20 protein-coding genes are annotated in these 17,051 nt (G+C 40.6%); 17 read left to right on the forward strand and 3 right to left on the reverse strand.

Features of this window, described 5'->3' with window-relative positions:
• The 7 genes from G575_RS11230 to G575_RS0106220 all read left to right on the forward strand — a co-directional run.
• The coding region (locus tag G575_RS11230) for an LPXTG cell wall anchor domain-containing protein (protein WP_037622776.1) at positions 1–972 on the forward strand (972 nt) is incomplete at its 5' end.
• 223 nt (positions 973–1,195) lie between these two features.
• Positions 1,196–2,671: an LCP family glycopolymer transferase CpsA gene (gene cpsA, locus G575_RS0106195; RefSeq protein WP_027971967.1), complete on the forward strand. Its 1,476-nt coding sequence runs from the start codon at positions 1,196–1,198 to the stop codon at positions 2,669–2,671.
• 1 nt (position 2,672) lies between these two features.
• The gene (cps4B, locus tag G575_RS0106200; protein ID WP_027971968.1) at positions 2,673–3,404 is read left to right on the forward strand and encodes a capsular polysaccharide biosynthesis protein Cps4B; all 732 of its coding nucleotides are present in this window, start codon (positions 2,673–2,675) and stop codon (positions 3,402–3,404) included.
• A gap of 8 nt (positions 3,405–3,412) precedes the next feature.
• Positions 3,413–4,108, forward strand: a complete 696-nt coding sequence (locus G575_RS0106205) for a Wzz/FepE/Etk N-terminal domain-containing protein (RefSeq protein WP_027971969.1) — start codon at positions 3,413–3,415, stop codon at positions 4,106–4,108.
• Between the two features lie 8 nt (positions 4,109–4,116).
• Entirely contained in the window at positions 4,117–4,830 is a 714-nt protein-coding gene (locus tag G575_RS0106210) for a tyrosine-protein kinase (protein ID WP_027971970.1), read from the forward strand.
• A gap of 125 nt (positions 4,831–4,955) precedes the next feature.
• Positions 4,956–5,297, forward strand: coding sequence for a DUF2500 domain-containing protein (locus G575_RS0106215; RefSeq protein ID WP_027971971.1), 342 nt, complete (start codon positions 4,956–4,958; stop codon positions 5,295–5,297).
• 49 nt (positions 5,298–5,346) lie between these two features.
• On the forward strand, positions 5,347–6,279 hold the full coding sequence (locus tag G575_RS0106220; RefSeq protein ID WP_027971972.1) for a DUF3114 domain-containing protein: 933 nt from the start codon (positions 5,347–5,349) through the stop codon (positions 6,277–6,279).
• A gap of 78 nt (positions 6,280–6,357) precedes the next feature.
• On the opposite strand, the gene G575_RS0106225 is transcribed toward G575_RS0106220, so the two are convergent.
• A complete protein-coding gene (locus G575_RS0106225; protein WP_245562378.1) occupies positions 6,358–6,984 on the reverse strand; it encodes a DUF1361 domain-containing protein in 627 nt (208 codons plus the stop codon).
• A 73-nt stretch (positions 6,985–7,057) separates the two neighbouring features.
• Positions 7,058–7,198, reverse strand: a complete 141-nt coding sequence (locus tag G575_RS12155) for a hypothetical protein (RefSeq protein ID WP_156874725.1) — start codon at positions 7,196–7,198, stop codon at positions 7,058–7,060.
• Positions 7,199–7,362: 164 nt separating this feature from the next.
• On the opposite strand from G575_RS12155, the gene dexB reads away from it, so the two are divergent.
• The 3 genes from dexB (at position 7,363) to G575_RS0106245 (ending at position 11,951) form a co-directional block, all read left to right on the forward strand.
• Positions 7,363–8,979 carry a glucan 1,6-alpha-glucosidase DexB gene (gene dexB, locus G575_RS0106235; RefSeq protein ID WP_027971974.1) on the forward strand — a complete coding sequence of 539 codons (1,617 nt, stop codon included), beginning with the start codon at positions 7,363–7,365 and terminating at the stop codon, positions 8,977–8,979.
• 137 nt (positions 8,980–9,116) lie between these two features.
• Positions 9,117–10,607: a lysine--tRNA ligase gene (lysS, locus tag G575_RS0106240; RefSeq protein ID WP_027971975.1), complete on the forward strand. Its 1,491-nt coding sequence runs from the start codon at positions 9,117–9,119 to the stop codon at positions 10,605–10,607.
• Positions 10,608–11,048: 441 nt separating this feature from the next.
• Entirely contained in the window at positions 11,049–11,951 is a 903-nt protein-coding gene (locus G575_RS0106245; protein ID WP_027971976.1) for an HAD family hydrolase, read from the forward strand.
• A 20-nt stretch (positions 11,952–11,971) separates the two neighbouring features.
• Here the strand turns inward: G575_RS0106245 and G575_RS0106250 are convergent, their stop codons facing one another.
• Positions 11,972–12,286: a hypothetical protein gene (locus tag G575_RS0106250; protein WP_027971977.1), complete on the reverse strand. Its 315-nt coding sequence runs from the start codon at positions 12,284–12,286 to the stop codon at positions 11,972–11,974.
• A 111-nt stretch (positions 12,287–12,397) separates the two neighbouring features.
• Here G575_RS0106250 and G575_RS0106255 point away from each other — a divergent pair, with 111 nt between their 5' ends.
• The 7 genes from G575_RS0106255 (at position 12,398) to G575_RS11245 (ending at position 17,051) form a co-directional block, all read left to right on the forward strand.
• Positions 12,398–12,610, forward strand: coding sequence for a YdbC family protein (locus G575_RS0106255; protein WP_027971978.1), 213 nt, complete (start codon positions 12,398–12,400; stop codon positions 12,608–12,610).
• A gap of 205 nt (positions 12,611–12,815) precedes the next feature.
• Complete coding sequence (locus G575_RS0106260; RefSeq protein ID WP_245562381.1) at positions 12,816–13,964, forward strand: CapA family protein; 1,149 nt, start codon at positions 12,816–12,818, stop codon at positions 13,962–13,964.
• A gap of 81 nt (positions 13,965–14,045) precedes the next feature.
• Complete coding sequence (gene rimM, locus G575_RS0106265) at positions 14,046–14,564, forward strand: ribosome maturation factor RimM (RefSeq protein WP_027971980.1); 519 nt, start codon at positions 14,046–14,048, stop codon at positions 14,562–14,564.
• Entirely contained in the window at positions 14,554–15,273 is a 720-nt protein-coding gene (trmD, locus tag G575_RS0106270; RefSeq protein WP_027971981.1) for a tRNA (guanosine(37)-N1)-methyltransferase TrmD, read from the forward strand. The genes rimM and trmD overlap by 11 nt, the downstream gene beginning before the upstream one ends.
• Positions 15,270–15,896, forward strand: a complete 627-nt coding sequence (locus G575_RS11235; RefSeq protein ID WP_051176955.1) for a YczE/YyaS/YitT family protein — start codon at positions 15,270–15,272, stop codon at positions 15,894–15,896. The genes trmD and G575_RS11235 overlap by 4 nt, the downstream gene beginning before the upstream one ends.
• A complete protein-coding gene (locus tag G575_RS11240; protein WP_037622778.1) occupies positions 15,897–16,526 on the forward strand; it encodes an alpha/beta fold hydrolase in 630 nt (209 codons plus the stop codon).
• Between the two features lie 12 nt (positions 16,527–16,538).
• A complete protein-coding gene (locus G575_RS11245; RefSeq protein WP_051176958.1) occupies positions 16,539–17,051 on the forward strand; it encodes a GNAT family N-acetyltransferase in 513 nt (170 codons plus the stop codon).

Here is a 17,051-nt window from a genome sequence, read left to right on the forward strand (position 1 = left end):
CCAGGTACTGTGATTACACCGTCAGATCCATCAGGACCAATCGTGATTATCCCAACTAATCCAAATGATCCAATTGTGGTTATTGATCCAACAGATCCAAACAACCCAGTTAAAGTTGTAGATCCTAAGACAGGTGAAGTTAAACCAGCTCAACCTGGTGCGATTATCCCAACAGATCCAACAGATCCAATCGTGGTAGTTCCAGAAGATCCTAAAGCGCCAATCTTGATCATCGATCCAGAGACTGGTAAGACTACTATCGTGACACCTGGTGATAATCCAACTATCAACCCAGGCGATACAGATCCATCAGAGACTCTTCCAGGAGGAACTAAAGTATCTGTAGATCCAGATACAGGTATCACAACAATTGTAGATCCAAGTGGTGTGATTACGATTATTGATCGAGGAACTGGAACAACAACTGTAATTGATCCAAGCACAGGAGCAACAACTACAAAACCAACTGAATCAGGTTCAACTACTCTTCCAAACGGAACGACAGTTACTGTAGATCCAACTACAGGAAATGTGATTGTAACTGATCCAAGCGGAACATTTGTCATTGTTGATACAACACCAGGAACAGCTAAGATTACTGGACCATTTGCACCAGCAACTCCAGGAACTGATACTAAACCTGGAACAGGTGCTACAGATAGCTTAGTTGATGTGAAGAAAGATGCGATTGATGCGATTAACAAACTTCCTAACTTGACTGATGCAGAGAAGAAAGACTTCATTGATGCTATCAATGGTGCAACTTCAGCAGAAGCGGTTAAAGAAATCCTTGCTAAAGCACAAGCGTTGAATGATTCACGCAATGCAGCTGGTTCTGGTTCAACAGATACAAGCAAACAACTTCCTAACACAGGTGAGGCTGATAGCGCAGCTCTTATGGTAGCAGCTCTTGCAAGCTTGACAGGTGCGGCAGTGCTTGGTCTGAAGAAAAAACGCGAAGACGAAGAATAAGCCATTGAGTGCTGATCTCTAGGAGATTCTAATCTAAGCAAAATCCCCAACTCATTAGAGTTGGGGATTTTTTATGTGCAGTGAGAGAGGATAGCGTATAGAAGCGGGGCTTAATTGAGGATTTATGTTGGGATAAGTGGGGCGATTTTGGGTAAATAATTGTCAAAAATTCAGAGATAAGATATAATAGAAAGGAAATACTTAAATGTTAATGGAGATACTTATGGCTTCGCATCATAGCCGTCGTGCTCGAAAATCTAGCCCTAAAGGTGGGCGTCATCAAGTGATCAATACCATACTTTGGCTTCTCTATGTCCTTTGTGCGGTAACAATGATTATAGCGATGGTAAGCTATAAAATACTAGCTTTTAACCATTTGGAGCTTATCATTCCAGCGGTTTTGGCTCTATTTGGTCTAATTTTTTTGATTTGGTTATTAAAAAAGAAAGCTAAGACTTGGTTATCTAGCCTTTTGATTCTCTTTACTATTGGCCTCTCCATTGGTCTCTATGGTGTCAAATCGGTACTTGATCTCTCAACGAAGATGAATACCTCTGCTAAGGTATCTCAGGTGGAAATGGCCATTGCAGTTCCTGTAGATAGTGAGATTACAGATGTTTCTCAGCTGACATCTCTTCTAGCTCCTGTAGAAAAGGATGGTAGCAATATTGAGGCTCTTCTTAATCATCTCGATACAGATAAAGGGCTTCATTTAACCACTGTATCAAGTTCAACTTATTTGTCGGCTTATGAGGAGTTGTTATCAGGTAAAGAAAAGGCGATGGTTTTTAACTCAGCTTATGCCGAACTTCTATCTAGTGAGCACAGTGATTATTCAGATAAGATTAGGATTATTTACACCTATACGATTGAGAAGACGGTTGAAAATAGTCAAGCCACAACCTCAGACCAGGCATCTGGTAGTTTTAATATCTACATCAGTGGTATTGATACTTACGGAACAATCTCATCGGTGTCACGTTCAGATGTTAACATCATCATGACGGTTAATCGCGATACCCATAAAATTTTATTGACCACCACCCCTCGTGATTCCTATGTTCAAATCCCAGATGGTGGAAATAACCAGTATGACAAATTGACTCATGCAGGGATTTATGGGGTTGATACATCAATTCATACATTGGAAAATCTATACGGTATCAAGATTGATTATTATGCCCGACTTAATTTTACGAGTTTCTTGACATTGATAGATTTGATTGGTGGTGTAGATGTTACCAATGATCAAGAGTTCACAAGCCTACATGGCAATTTCCATTTCCCTGTCGGTACGGTTCATTTAGATTCTGAAAAGGCTTTAGGCTTTGTTCGTGAGCGTTATTCTTTAGCAAATGGTGACCATGATCGCGGTAGGAATCAAGAAAAAGTAATTGCCGCTATTATCAATAAGTTAGCCAGCCTTGATTCGATTGCTAATTACAGCAATATCATCAATAGCCTTGGAGATTCGATTCAGACAAACATGCCATTTGAGACGATGATGACTTTGGCAAATGGTCAGCTAGCTTCAGGTAGAAGTTTCCAAGTGACGTCACAGGCTGTGACAGGCACTGGCTCAACAGGTGAATTGGTTTCTTACGCGATGCCAACTTCAAGCCTTTATATGTTGAGTATTGATCCTGCTAGCTTAGAAGCGGCAAAACAATCAATTCAAGCGACGCTAGAGGGGAATTAAGATGATTGATATTCATTCGCACATTGTTTTTGGTGTCGATGATGGACCAAAGCGCATAGAAGACAGTATAGAGCTTCTAAAGGAAAGTTATGCCCAAGGGGTTCGTGTGGTTGTTGCAACATCGCATCGCCGTAAGGGGATGTTTGAGACGCCAGAAGCTACCATATTAACGCATTTTGTTGCTTTAAAAAAGCAGGTCGCTGATTTATTGCCAGATTTGACCTTGCTTTATGGTGGGGAAATTTACTTTACGAGCGATGTCCTTAAAAAGCTGGAAAATCAGACTTTTCCGACCTTAAATGGCACTCGCTTTGCTCTGATTGAATTTAGTGGTGAAACCTCTTGGAAGACGATTCATGAGGCTTTGATGGAAGTATTAGCTTTAGGGATCACGCCTGTTGTTGCACACATCGAGCGTTATCGCGCCTTAGAATTTAACAAGAAACGGGTTCAAGAACTGATTGACATGGGGTGTTACACACAAGTCAATAGTGCTCACGTTTTGAAAGCTAAGTTATTTGGTGATGGGCAAAAAACCTATAAAAAACGAGCAGCTTACTTTTTGAAAGAAGACTTGGTACATGTTATTGCGAGTGATATGCATAATTTAGATACTCGCAGACCTCATATAAAAGAAGCCTATGCTCTTATTGAAAAGCAGTTTGGTCGTGCTAAGGCGCAGCAGCTTTTTAAAAATAATCAACAAACCTTACTATCAAATCAATTTATTTAGGAGATACCATGCAAAATCAAAAAGACTCTCAACTAGAGGTAGATGTTCTGTACTTGGTCAAAAAACTATGGTTGAACAAGTTTAAAATCATTTTCACGTCCTTGGTCTTTGGACTGATGGCAATGCTTGTCAGCATTTTTCTGTTGACCCCTGAATACGAATCGTCAACAAAAATATACGTTGTCAGCAAGAAAGATTCTGAACAAGAAATTTCAACGCAAGAGCTACAAGCAGGTAGTTACTTGGTTAATGACTATAAAGAAATCATTTTATCATCGAGTGTATTGTCAGGAGTGATTGAGAAAGAAGGACTTTCACTGACCGCTACTGAATTGAAAAAGAAAGTAGCTGTTACTATTCCGACAGATACTCGTGTCATTACCATTTCAGTGATGGATGAAGATCCACAAGTGGCTAGTGACCTTGCTAATAGCTTACGTCAAGTTGCTTCGGATAAAATCAAAGAAGTTATGGATGTGAAAGATGTCAATGCCTTTGAGGAAGCAGAGCCAGCTAATCAGCCTTCATCACCAAATCTGAAGAAAAATGCGGCGCTAGGTATTCTTTTTGGAGGATTTGTTGCAGTTACAGGACTTCTCATTAAAGAGGTATTAGATGACCGCGTTCGTCGTGCAGAAGATGTCGAAGAAGTTTTACAGATGACACTTCTTGGCCTTATTCCAGATGTTAATAAATTGAAGTAGGAGTTACCATGGCTATCTTAGAATTAGTAAAAAGCAAGCAAAAACTTTATCAAGATGTTGAAGAATATTGTAACAGTATTCGTACTAATATTCAGTTCAGTGGTCAAAATATCCGTGCTATCGCGTTAACTTCGGTACAACCAGGGGAAGGCAAATCAACCACTTCGACCAACTTGGCTATCTCTTTTGCACGAGCAGGCTTTAAGACCCTTTTAGTGGATGCCGATATTCGTAATTCGGTTTTAACAGGAACCTTCAAAGCTCAGTCAAAGGTTGTTGGTCTGACTAACTTTTTATCGGGGAATGCCTATCTCTCAGAAGCGATTTGTGAGACAAATGTTCAAAATTTATTTGTCATTCCAGCGGGTAAATTTGCTCCAAACCCGACAACATTGCTTCAAAATGAAAATTTCGCTAACATGTTTGACGCCCTTCGCGAGCACTATGATTACATTATTGTTGATACTGCTCCTATCGGTTTAGTCATTGATGCTGCAATTGTAGCTCAACGTTGTGACGGTGTTGTCTTGGTGACAGAAGCAGGTGCCATCAAGCGTAAATTTATCCAAAAAGCCAAAGATCAGATGGAGCAAAGCGGAGCTGCTTTTCTAGGGGTTATTCTTAATAAGGTTGACAACCAGCTTGATCGCTATGGTGCCTATGGTTCCTATGGAAATTATGGGGATTACGGACAAGCCAAATCAGGTCGCAAACGCAAATAATTTGTCAATATCTCGTCAAAACCTGAGATTTCTCAGGTTTTTTATGATTTTTATTGGCAACATTTTAATCACTAAAAGATAATATGATATAATAAATCTGAATAAATCTATAAGTGAGGCATCCTATGTTTGAAACACCGTGGGGATTTTTTCCAATTTTTCATGTCATTATTTTTTCTATTATTATTGGGATTATTAGTTTTCAACTTCTGAAGGCTTTGTGGATTTGGTATCGCAATCAGCAATCACCTATTGAAAGAGAACTTACTGAAATTGTCTCAAAGCGCAGCCATGTGTCACCTATGGGGAACCAACAGAGTAGTACAAGCTATTATGTCACTTTTGAGTTTGGACTTGGGGAGCGTCGGGAATTTAGATTACCTGCCAAGGACTACGGTCTTCTTGCTGAAGGTGATAAAGGGACCTTAACCTTTCGCGGGAGTCGATTTATTAGCTTTGAACGATGAGTAGATAATTGAATCTGCTCTTTTCTTCTAGTAGAAATAAGGAGAGAAAATGGAGAAGGCCTGGCAAAGGTATTTGCAATTAAAAGTCTATCATCAACTAGAATGGTCTGAAAAATCAAGGCTCTTACTGCAAAAGATGCCAGACGTTGATCCACGACTAGGCTCACCGAGCTTTTTAAAACTGTGGGCCATTGAAAAAAAGAAGAAGAGCTCACAGGAATTGTTACAGTTAGTTCTTGACCTTTTGCAGTTGCCAGAATTGGTGGGCACCTTACAGCAAACCCAAGCTCTAATGGCTGGTATTTGGCCACAGCTTGCTCCAGACTCGCCATTTTGGCGGGAAATAGCAGAGCTGGTCGATAGGACTTTCCCAGAGGATGCCTTGTCAATAAAGACGTCTTTTGCTAGACAGATCCATCAGTTGCGTTATGTCATTTCCTGTCATCAAGCACAATATGTCAGAGATCATTACCGGAGAGATGGTATGACAGATGCGGATGCTTTAGCACTTTATCTTAGCAATCGCCCCTTTAGCTTAGAGAGTGCTCGTTTGCATAATAAAATCGCCTATCAAAATGGGAAAGCTCGCTATCTAGAGGGAAAACAGTCATACAATATTAAAGTGCTTCAGTATTTCCACACAGAATTTATCCTAGATAATCAAGGCAATTTTTTAAATGAAGTGGACGCGGAAGGGCAAAGAGAAGCAGGAATTGTCAATGGTGCTAGTTTTAACTACGCTAAGAAAAATAACAATAGGCACTGGCAGCTAGATGTCACCCCGATTGCTATTCACGATCCTATTTTTAGGAAAGAGGTTCTAGTTCCTTATCGTGCACCGACATTGAACGAGTATCGTAGTTTCCTTAAGCCTTATGGCAATGGTTACCGTTCCTGTTCTTCTCTAGTGAAGAAAGAATCAAAAGCATTTGGTCGAAAGGTAAAAAAGTCACAGAGTTTTTTTAGAAAATTTGGCTTGTAGACAGATAGGGTTGTATAAAATAGGATAACAAACAACAGCAAAACAGCTTGAAACTAACATTTCAAGCCGTTTTTATTATCATAAATTGGTGTCTGCTTTTATTTTCGGATTAAAAAGTTGGTCATTTTCAGCAAAGACCAGAACCATGATCTGGATAAAGGTAAAGCCAAGGATAAATGGCAGAGCTTGCCACGAGATGACCTCTAAAATTTCGTTAAAGACAAGGAAAGGTCTTGTAAAGATGTCCCAAGAATTGAGCCGTGCATAACGTCCGATGTGGATAGCAAAGCTTGAGATAAAGGAGAGGATACCAATGCAAATGAGTCGAATCCAATAAGAATTGACTGTAAGACTTTTAAAAATGAGCCTCAAACTATCAACACCAGCCATGACACCGAAAAAGATGCTCGGGACATAAAGCATGAAGAGAATCATGCTGTCACGTTGCCAAAGGACAGTACTGGCAAAGTGCATATGGATAATATCAGTGATCATATAAAAGGTATTCGGGTAAAAAAAGAGCCAAAGAAGAGTAGCTATTAGTTTAATAGCTCTTTGTTTGCTCAGGTAAGATAGTATAGCAAAATCTAGTGCTACTAAGGCAAGAAACATGTTCCAGATAAGATTTGGTCCTTCTAGATTGTATTTAATAATGCCTGCGGAAATTATCGCAAAAAATAGGTGAATTAGGATATATTTTTTCATCAGGTACCTCATACTGGTCTTTTATAATAGGTAGTATTATAGCACATTTTCTTAAAAATAACTGATATCACCATTAACCCTGCTTTTTGAGAAACTCAGCTATTGCCATTAAGACAAAGGTTGACCCAAGTCCTACAAAAATAAGTTTACGACTTAAAACACCGAAGGCAATAAGAATAAGGGCAGATATCAGGTAGATATGGTATTTTTTCATGACAGAAGGTCTCTTTCTTTAGTCTTGTCTTATATTTTAACACGAGTCAAGACCTGTTAGCAACGGAAAAAATCCTTGATAGGGTCAAAGATATTACAGAAAGTCTTGACAAGCGCTTGCATAATGTTATACTGTCTTTGTAAGTCAAAAATGAGGAGAAAATTATGAAAAAACACTGGTGGCACACAGCTACGATCTATCAAATTTACCCGCGTTCTTTTATGGATTCAAACGGTGATGGCATTGGCGATTTGCCAGGTATTATTAGTCAACTAGATTACCTGCAAAAATTGGGGATTACAGCTATTTGGCTGTCTCCAGTTTACCAATCTCCGATGGATGATAATGGCTATGATATTTCAGATTATCAAAACATCGCTGATATTTTTGGTGATATGGATGATATGGATGAATTGCTAGCGCAGGCTAATAAGCGTGGCATCAAAATCATCATGGACTTGGTGGTCAATCACACTTCAGATGAGCATGCCTGGTTTATCGAAGCTCGTGAAAACCCACAGAGTGACAAACGTGACTATTACATCTGGAGAGATGAACCCAATGATTTAGTATCGACTTTTTCAGGATCAGCTTGGCAGTACGATGAGTTGTCGGGGCAATACTATCTCCACATTTTCAGTAAGCGTCAGCCAGACCTGAATTGGGAAAATGAGGCTATGCGTCAGGAAATTTATCAGATGATGAATTTTTGGATTGATAAAGGTGTCGGTGGCTTCCGTATGGATGTTATTGACTTGATAGGAAAACTACCTGATCAGATGATTAAGGAAAATGGTCCAAAGCTCCATGATTACCTCAAGGAAATGAATAAAGCTAGTTTTGGGAAACACGATCTCTTAACGGTTGGGGAAACTTGGGGAGCCACTCCAGAAATTGCTAAGCAATACTCAAATCCAGATAATCAGGAATTATCAATGGTTTTCCAATTTGAACATGTTGGTTTGCAACACGCGCCCAATGCGCCTAAGTGGGACTACATCAAGGAGTTAGACGCTAAGGCACTCAAAGCTATTTTTACCAAATGGCAAAAGGAGCTTTTGCCTGGACAGGGATGGAATTCACTTTTCTGGAATAACCACGATTTGCCACGCATTTTATCTATCTGGGGAGATACGGGAGTCTATCGTGAAAAATCAGCTAAAGCGCTAGCTATTTTACTTCACTGTATGCGTGGAACGCCGTATATTTATCAAGGTGAAGAAATCGGAATGACCAATTATCCTTTCAAGGACTTGTCAGAAGTTAAGGATATTGAATCTCTCAACTACGCCAAGGAAGCCCTTGAAGCAGGCCAGCCGATAGAGAAAATAATGGATAGCATCCGCATGATTGGTCGAGACAATGCACGAACCCCTATGCAGTGGAATGCAGGAAAACATGCAGGGTTTTCAAGTGCAGAAGAAACGTGGTTGCCAGTCAATCACAATCACATCACTATTAACGTGGAAAAAGCCTTGGCTGACAAAAACTCCATCTTTTATACCTATCAGCAATTGATTGCACTTCGCAAGACATCTGACTGGCTTATTGATGCTGATTTTGAGTTCTTAGATACAGATGATTTGGTCTTTGCCTATGTCAGAAAAACAGCTGATGCCCGTTACTTAGTGGTTGTCAATTTCTCCAGTCAAGAACAAACCTTTCAGGCTGACCTTGCCGTGGATGAACTCATTATTTCAAATGAAGCGGTAGTACCACTATCTTTAGAAAACCATACGCTTAAACCATGGGATGCTTTCTGTGTTAAGTTGGTTTACTAATGGCTAAAGGCATCTTTTGAAAGTTTTGCAGGTTAGGGCTCGTGTCCTAGCCTTTTTCAGTCGAAAATAATCTGCTTTTTGATGTCAAATAAGAGCTTTTATGGTAAAATAGATAGGAATAGCAATTGGAGGAAAACATGTCACACGAACATTTAGAAGAACTTAATGACCAGCAGTTGGTCCGCCGTGAAAAAATGGCAGCTCTTGCAGAGCAAGGGATTGATCCTTTTGGAAGACGCTTTGAGCGTACCCATAATTCTGCAGAATTAAAAGAAAAATATGCCGATAAAGATAAGGAAGCTTTGCATGATTTGGCGGAAACAGCCGTTATTGCTGGTCGTATTATGACAAAACGCGGTAAAGGAAAAGCTGGTTTTGCACATATTCAAGATCGTGAAGGTCAAATTCAGATTTATGTGCGTAAAGATGCTGTCGGTGATGACAATTATGAGATTTTCACTAAGGCTGACTTAGGGGATTTTCTAGGTGTTGAGGGAGAGGTTATGCGTACAGATATGGGAGAGCTTTCCATTAAAGCTACTCGTATCACGCATCTATCAAAAGCCCTTCGTCCACTACCTGAAAAATTCCACGGTTTGACAGATATTGAAACCCGCTACCGCAAGCGTTATTTGGACTTGATTACTAACCGTGAGAGCTTTGACCGTTTTGTGACCCGCTCAAAAATCATCTCAGAAATCCGCCGTTACCTTGACGGACTTGGTTTCTTGGAGGTGGAAACACCAGTCCTTCACAACGAAGCTGGTGGTGCTGCGGCTCGTCCATTCATCACCCACCACAATGCCCAAAACATTGACATGGTGCTTCGTATCGCGACCGAACTCCACCTCAAGCGCCTGATTGTCGGCGGTATGGAACGCGTTTATGAAATCGGCCGTATCTTCCGCAACGAAGGCATGGATGCGACCCACAACCCTGAGTTCACGTCGATTGAGGTCTACCAAGCCTATGCGGATTACTTGGACATCATGGACTTGACCGAAGGCATTATCCAGCATACTGCCAAGGCGGTTGTCGGCGACGGCCCTGTAACTTATCAGGGAACTGAAATTGCTATCCATGAGCCATTCAAGCGTATCCACATGGTCGATGCCATTAAGGAACAAACTGGCGTGGACTTCTGGCAAGAGATGAGCTTCGAGGAAGCAAAAGCCCTTGCAGCTCAGCACAAGGTCCCTGTGGAAAAACACCATACAGAAGTTGGCCAAATCATCAATAGCTTCTTTGAAGAGTACGTTGAAGCAACTCTTATCCAACCAACATTTGTCTATGGTCACCCAGTAGCCGTGTCACCACTGGCTAAGAAAAACGATGAAGACCCACGCTTCACAGACCGCTTTGAGCTCTTCATCATGACCAAGGAATACGGAAATGCCTTTACAGAATTGAACGATCCAATCGACCAATTGGAACGCTTTGAAGCCCAAGCTAAAGCCAAAGAATTGGGTGATGACGAAGCAACAGGCGTGGACTACGACTACATCGAAGCCCTCGAATACGGTATGCCACCAACAGGTGGACTCGGAATCGGTATTGACCGCCTCTGCATGCTTTTGACAGATACTACTACTATTCGGGATGTGCTCCTATTTCCGACGATGAAGTAAGCAAGAGTAGCTTGCTAGCATTGTTTTCACTAGAATGTACCAATCGCTTTCAAGTTTCTTGGCGATTGGCTGAAAAGGTCTACTAGACCTTTTCACTCCCGACTATGAAATAAGCTACAGTAACTTGTTAGCATTGTTTCCACTAGCATGTTCCATTCGCTTTCCAGTTTCTTGGCGATTGGCTGAAAAGGTCTCCCAGACCTTTTCACTCCCGACTATGAAGTAAGGAACAGCAACCTTCTAGTATTGCTGTCACCAGGAAATACCAATCGCTTTCGAGTTTCTTAGCGATTAGCTGAGAAGGGTTATCAGATTGTGATTGTGCTATTTGTTTAGAGTAAGAAAAACTCCACTGAGGTTAGTGGAGTTTTCTGATGCGGTTTGAAAAGTTCTTTCAAAAATTGTATAATAACTTAAAATGATATTTTGGAAGAAGAGACCATGATTACATCTATTGTTTTTGACGTTGATGATACTATCTATGACCAACAAGCACCCTATCGCATTGCCATGGAGAAGGCTTTTTCAGATTTTGATATGACTCATATCAATCAGGCTTATATCCGCTTTAGACATTATTCGGATGTTGGTTTCCCAAGGGTAATGGCAAACCAATGGTCAACGGATTACTTCCGTTTTTGGCGTTGTAGAGAAACTCTGCTGGAATTTGGTTACCGTGAAATCACAGAAGCAGAAGGGAAAAGCTTCCAAGACATTTATGAGCATGAGTTAGAAAACATCACGATGTTAGATGAGATGCGAATGACTCTAGATTTTCTCAAGTCAAAAGGAGTTCCCATTGGCATTATTACCAATGGTCCCACAGAGCATCAGCTGAAAAAAGTCAAAAAATTAGGCTTATACGACTATGTTGATCCAAAGCGTGTCATTGTCAGTCAAGCTACAGGTTTTCAAAAACCTGAAAAAGAGATTTTTAATTTAGCGGCACAGCAATTTGACATGGATCCTAAGACAACACTCTATGTTGGTGATTCCTATGACAATGATGTCCTTGGTGCTCATAATGGTGGTTGGCATGCCATGTGGTTTAATCATCGTGGTAGAACCTTGAAACCAGGCATCAAACCAGTATATGACGTGGCTATTGATAACTTTGAACAGTTATTTGGAGCGGTCAAGGTCTTGTTTGATTTACCTGATAATAAATTTATTTTTGACATCAACGATAAGAAAAATCCAATCCTTGAGATGGGAATCAATAATGGTCTTATGATGGCAGCAGAACGCTTACTTGAAAGTAACATGTCTATCGATAAAGTGGTCATATTACTGAGATTATCAAAGAAGCAAGAAAAAATTCTTCGTATGAAGTACAGCAGATAAAAAACAACCCTGAGAGCCTCTCAGGGTTGTTTTTGGGCTTTCGTGATGTTAGACGGTACAATAGTGAGTTTTTCAATATCTGAAATGTCAATAATAGTCGTGACAGTGCTTCTCATATTTTTTAAGACCAGTTTTCCCTTAGCAGGATCATACTTACTGATGTGACCAGTAAAGCTTTTATTTCCGTAGATAGCGTGTAGAGCTGCCTTTTCTTCCTGGGCCTTAGTAATGAGTTGTACTATCTGATTTTGACGTAAGTTAATAGCTGAAAGCTTGCTTGTCGGTTCGATAAATTCCTTCATTTGAAAAATAGCTTTTTTTATCAGATTCTTCATAGCATTTCCCTCAAAAAACTGTTACAATTAGATTATAACAAAAATAGTTCAAAACATTTTCAAAAAAACTGTTTTATTTGCGAATAGTTAGTTAGGAGGAAAGAAACGATAATGTCAGAATTTACATTTAAAATTGAAGAAAAACTGTTGGTCCTATCAACGGATAAAAATGGTTGGACAAAGGAATTAAACCGTGTCAGCTTTAACGGCGCTGAGGCGAAGTGGGATATCCGCACTTGGAGCCCGGACCATACCAAAATGGGTAAAGGCATCACCCTCAATAATGAAGAATTTAAAACAATTTTAAACGCTTTTCGCAAGTAGGCGAAATCTTTTAGTTGGCCTTCTTGTTGTTTACAGGAAGGTTTTTTGTTTTTGATACGTCGTTTGGTGGTAGTGCGGTACTGAAAGGGGGACATCTATGGTGAGTAGGAATATCAGACGACAACGGCAACGACGACGTCGTAGACAGGCTCTTTTGGTGGCCTTAGTGATTCTGGTCCTTAGTTTAATGGGACTATTTTATTTGATGGGAAAACGGTCTTTTAGCACCAATATTTCTATTACAACAGGGGATGACCCATCGACAAGGAGTGAGACAGCAAAACACTCAGAAACAGCTGTTAAGACTGCTCGCGTCCTTGCTAATGGTGATATTCTCATTCATGATATTCTCTATACGAGTGCCCGTCAAGCTGATGGTAGCTATGATTTTGATCCCTATTTTACCTATGTCAAAGAGTGGATTTCTGCTGCTGATTTAGCTATTGGAGATTACGAAGGGACAATTAGTTCAGACTTTCCGCTAGCAGGCTATCCGCTGTTTAATGCTCCTATTGATATTGCTCAAACCCTACATGATACTGGCTATGATGTCATTGATTTGGCACACAACCATATTCTGGATTCTCAGCTATCAGGTGCTTTAAATACGGTTAATGTTTTTGAAAATCTTGGGTTAGATACTGTCGGTATTTATAAGGAAAATCGTAGCCAAGAAGACTTTCTGATTAAGGAAGTAAATGGTATTAGAATAGCAATTCTGGCTTATGCTTATGGCTACAATGGGATGGAGGCCAATCTAACTGAAACCGAGTATGCTAATCACTTGTCTGATTTGGATGAGGCAAAGATGGAAGCAGAGATCAGAAAAGCTGAACAGCTAGCAGATGTGACTATTATCATGCCTCAAATGGGAGTAGAGTATGCCTTACAGCCTACAGAAGAGCAAAGAAGTCTTTATCATAAGATGATAAGCTGGGGAGCGGATGTTGTCTTTGGAGGACACCCACACGTTGTTGAGCCTTCAGAGATTCTTGAGCATGACGGTGAGAAAAAACTCATTATTTATTCTATGGGGAATTTCATTTCAAATCAAACCTATGAAATGTTAGGTAATTATTGGACAGAACGCGGCTTGTTGATGGATGTGACCTTTGAGAAGTCAGGTGATAAAACGCTCATAAAAACTGTCCAAGCGCATCCGACCATGGTTTGGGCATGGGGAAAAGGGACATATGATGTCTCAGGATATCAGTATTTTGACTATCGTATCTTGATCCTTGAAGACTTTATCGCAGGTGGAAAGTATAGGAATCAGATTCCAGTAGCTATTCAGGAGAAAGTTGATTTTGCCTACGAGGAGATGAATGCCCACGTGGCCCTTAACTGGGAATAAAAAGAAGCTAACGAAAGTTGGCTTTTTTGCTCCTCTCATGGTAAAATAATAATGATTTTTGAGAAAGAAGACTTGAGGAAGATGAATTACTTTAATGTTGGAAAAATTGTTAATACACAAGGCCTGCAAGGAGAGCTACGCGTCATGAGTGTGACAGATTTTACAGAAGAACGGTTTAAAAAGGGGAGCAAACTCTCCCTTTTTGATGACAAGGATCAATTTGTGATGGAAGTCGAAGTGGCTAGTCATCGCAAGCAGAAAAACTTTGACATCGTCAAATTTAAAGGGCTTTATCATATCAATGAGGTCGAAAAATACAAAGGTTTTTCTCTTAAAGTGGCAGAAGAGAATTTGTCAGAGCTTGAGGATGGCGATTTTTACTACCATGAGATTATCGGTCTTGATGTGTACGAGAATGACCTTCTTATCGGTCAAATCAAAGAAATCTTGCAACCAGGTGCTAATGATGTTTGGGTCGTGAAGCGTCAGGGGAAAAAGGATTTGCTTCTTCCTTATATTCCTCCTGTTGTGCTCAATGTCGATGTGGCTGGCGGTCGTGTCGATGTGGAAATCATGGAAGGGTTAGATGATGAAAATTGATATTCTAACGCTTTTCCCAGAGATGTTTGCGCCACTTGAACATTCCATTGTTGGTAAGGCTAAAGAAAAAGGCTTGTTAGACATTACTTATCATAATTTTAGAGATAATGCCGAAAAAGCTCGCCACGTCGATGATGAGCCTTATGGTGGTGGGCAGGGTATGTTGTTACGTGCGCAGCCGATTTTTGACACCATTGAGAAGATTGAAGCTAAAAATCCACGTGTGATCTTGCTTGATCCCGCTGGTCGTACTTTTGATCAAAGCTACGCAGAGGAGTTAGCCAAAGAGGAGGAGCTGATTTTTATCTGCGGGCACTACGAGGGCTACGATGAGCGCATTAAACACTTGGTGACAGATGAGATTTCTCTGGGAGATTTTATCTTGACTGGGGGAGAACTGGCTGCGATGACAATGGTTGATGCTACTGTGCGCCTCATTCCAGAAGTGATTGGAAAAGAAGCGAGTCATCAAGACGACTCATTCTCATCTGGGCTTTTAGAGTATCCTCAGTACACCAGGCCTTATGACTTTCGTGGCATGACAGTTCCAGATGTTCTTATGTCAGGGCACCATGAAAATATCCGCCTGTGGCGATTGGAACAAAGTTTGAAAAAAACCTTAGAACGTCGGCCAGATTTATTGGAAAATTATGACTTCTCTGAGGAGGAACTAAAATTATTGACTAAGCTTAAAGGAGGAAACGAATGACCTTATCATCGTTACACAGACGCCTACTTGCTTTTGCATTAGGCAATATTATCCTAGCGGTAGGGATTTGCTTGAACGCCAAAGGAAACTTAGGAACTTCAGCTATAATGCTGATTCCTTATGGTTTAACAGATATGACAGGATTGTCTATCGGGGTAACAAGTTTCATTATTTATATTATAATGGTCTTGATTCAATTAGTGATACTAAGACGCTCCTTCCCTGTGTCACAATGGTTGCAAATCTTATCCAGTTTTATATCGAGTTTTTTGCTACAGATTGTGGATGGCATGATTCAAATCCCTGACTCCCTTTTTGGAAAAATTCTTTATCTTCTTGCGGGTATTGCTTTGACTGCTGTAGGAGCTTCCATGATGATTGCCTCAGCCCTTGTTCCAACTGCTCCTGACGGGCTAGCTAATGCTATTGGTCAAGTTTTAAAGAAAGATTTTGGCGTAGGGAAAAATGTATTGGATACCATTTGTGTGTTATCAGCTCTTCTTCTTGGTTTATTGACCAATCAGGGGTTGCTAGGCATTGGAATCGGAACACTGGTAGCTGTGGTGTTGACGGGACAGATAATCAGCTTGGTGCACCCAGTGTCTTTAAAGATGGTGGCTTAGATGCGCCTGATATTTTTACATGGATTAGGGCAAGGTCCAGATAGCTGGGAGCAAGTGATACAAACTTTTCCAGAGGATAACGTTTCGTGTCTGGAACTTTTTGACAAGGGGCGCTTACCTAAAAATCTAGATAGTTTAAGTCATCGCTTATATGAAATGATTGAAGATTTTGAGGAAGACACTGTGGTCATTGGCTTGTCTCTAGGAGCCATGTTAGCCTTGTCCTTGCTTGAAAATCCTAGTCCTTATCTCAAGGGGATTGTTGCTTGTGCGGGGCAATACCGTTTCAAACATAATAAAGCTTATCGGTTTCAAGTTGGCTTATTTAGGCTATTTCCCAAATCTTTTTTTAACAGGCATGGGATGGATAAGGTCAATATCCTATCCTTTTATCAGGGGATGGCTAACTTTGATTTGACTGAAACCTTGAAAATGTCTCAAGTTCCCTGTCAGCTAATTTGTGGTGATAGAGATAAGATCAATCTTAAAACGTCAAAAGAGTTGTTGGCTCTTATGCCACATGCTAGGCTGGCGATTCTCCCCCGTACAGGGCATGAGAGTAATAAAGAAAATCCAGAGGGACTAGCACAAACCATTGCTTCATTTTTGCAGGAGATAGGCTCTAGGTAAAGGAGAAAGCTTATGGCAGTATTGTTAATCAGACGTGCAGAAGAAAGCGATGTTTCTGCAATCATAGACATTTGTAGTGCTGCTTGGCAGTCAACCTATAAAGAACTATATCCACAGAGTTACATTGACAGGGTGATTGCCGACTACTATCACGAGGAACGTGTGACTAAGGAGATTAGGGAAAATACCCCTTATTTTCACGGCTACTGGGTAGCAGAAAAGGATCATCAGGTCATTGGCTGTATCGGTGGTGGCATTGATGAGCAAAAAGCAGGTCACATCTATGTGTTTTATATGGCTCCAGAGCTTAAAAGACAAGGAGTTGGCACAGCCTTGCTAGATGGATTTACGGCCTATCAAAAAGAAGTTTATGGGATAAAGGAACAATGGATTAGTGCGCTTACAGAAGGCAATCATGTTGGGCAAGCTTTTTATGAAAAACAGGGCTTTGTCTTCCAATATGCTAAAGCTAATAAGGCGATAGAAGGTGGGCCACGCTCACTCTATCTGCGACGGCAGTTGTAA

This window comes from Streptococcus plurextorum DSM 22810 (assembly GCF_000423745.1).
Lineage (GTDB): Bacteria > Bacillota > Bacilli > Lactobacillales > Streptococcaceae > Streptococcus > Streptococcus plurextorum.

Bases quoted from the DNA above. Each gene is read 5' to 3' on its own strand.
- G575_RS0106250 (WP_027971977.1), bottom strand. From the start codon at position 12,286: ATGAAGAATCTGATAAAAAAAGCTATTTTTCAAATGAAGGAATTTATC.
- rimM (WP_027971980.1), top strand. From the start codon at position 14,046: ATGAATTACTTTAATGTTGGAAAAATTGTTAATACACAAGGCCTGCAA.
- G575_RS0106210 (WP_027971970.1), top strand. From the start codon at position 4,117: ATGGCTATCTTAGAATTAGTAAAAAGCAAGCAAAAACTTTATCAAGAT.
- G575_RS11235 (WP_051176955.1), top strand. From the start codon at position 15,270: ATGACCTTATCATCGTTACACAGACGCCTACTTGCTTTTGCATTAGGC.
- G575_RS11240 (WP_037622778.1), top strand. From the start codon at position 15,897: ATGCGCCTGATATTTTTACATGGATTAGGGCAAGGTCCAGATAGCTGG.
- trmD (WP_027971981.1), top strand. From the start codon at position 14,554: ATGAAAATTGATATTCTAACGCTTTTCCCAGAGATGTTTGCGCCACTT.
- G575_RS11245 (WP_051176958.1), top strand. From the start codon at position 16,539: ATGGCAGTATTGTTAATCAGACGTGCAGAAGAAAGCGATGTTTCTGCA.
- cpsA (WP_027971967.1), top strand. From the start codon at position 1,196: ATGGCTTCGCATCATAGCCGTCGTGCTCGAAAATCTAGCCCTAAAGGT.
- G575_RS0106215 (WP_027971971.1), top strand. From the start codon at position 4,956: ATGTTTGAAACACCGTGGGGATTTTTTCCAATTTTTCATGTCATTATT.
- dexB (WP_027971974.1), top strand. From the start codon at position 7,363: ATGAAAAAACACTGGTGGCACACAGCTACGATCTATCAAATTTACCCG.
- lysS (WP_027971975.1), top strand. From the start codon at position 9,117: ATGTCACACGAACATTTAGAAGAACTTAATGACCAGCAGTTGGTCCGC.
- cps4B (WP_027971968.1), top strand. From the start codon at position 2,673: ATGATTGATATTCATTCGCACATTGTTTTTGGTGTCGATGATGGACCA.
- G575_RS12155 (WP_156874725.1), bottom strand. From the start codon at position 7,198: ATGAAAAAATACCATATCTACCTGATATCTGCCCTTATTCTTATTGCC.
- G575_RS0106260 (WP_245562381.1), top strand. From the start codon at position 12,816: ATGGGAAAACGGTCTTTTAGCACCAATATTTCTATTACAACAGGGGAT.
- G575_RS0106220 (WP_027971972.1), top strand. From the start codon at position 5,347: ATGGAGAAGGCCTGGCAAAGGTATTTGCAATTAAAAGTCTATCATCAA.
- G575_RS0106225 (WP_245562378.1), bottom strand. From the start codon at position 6,984: ATGAAAAAATATATCCTAATTCACCTATTTTTTGCGATAATTTCCGCA.
- G575_RS0106255 (WP_027971978.1), top strand. From the start codon at position 12,398: ATGTCAGAATTTACATTTAAAATTGAAGAAAAACTGTTGGTCCTATCA.
- G575_RS0106205 (WP_027971969.1), top strand. From the start codon at position 3,413: ATGCAAAATCAAAAAGACTCTCAACTAGAGGTAGATGTTCTGTACTTG.
- G575_RS0106245 (WP_027971976.1), top strand. From the start codon at position 11,049: ATGATTACATCTATTGTTTTTGACGTTGATGATACTATCTATGACCAA.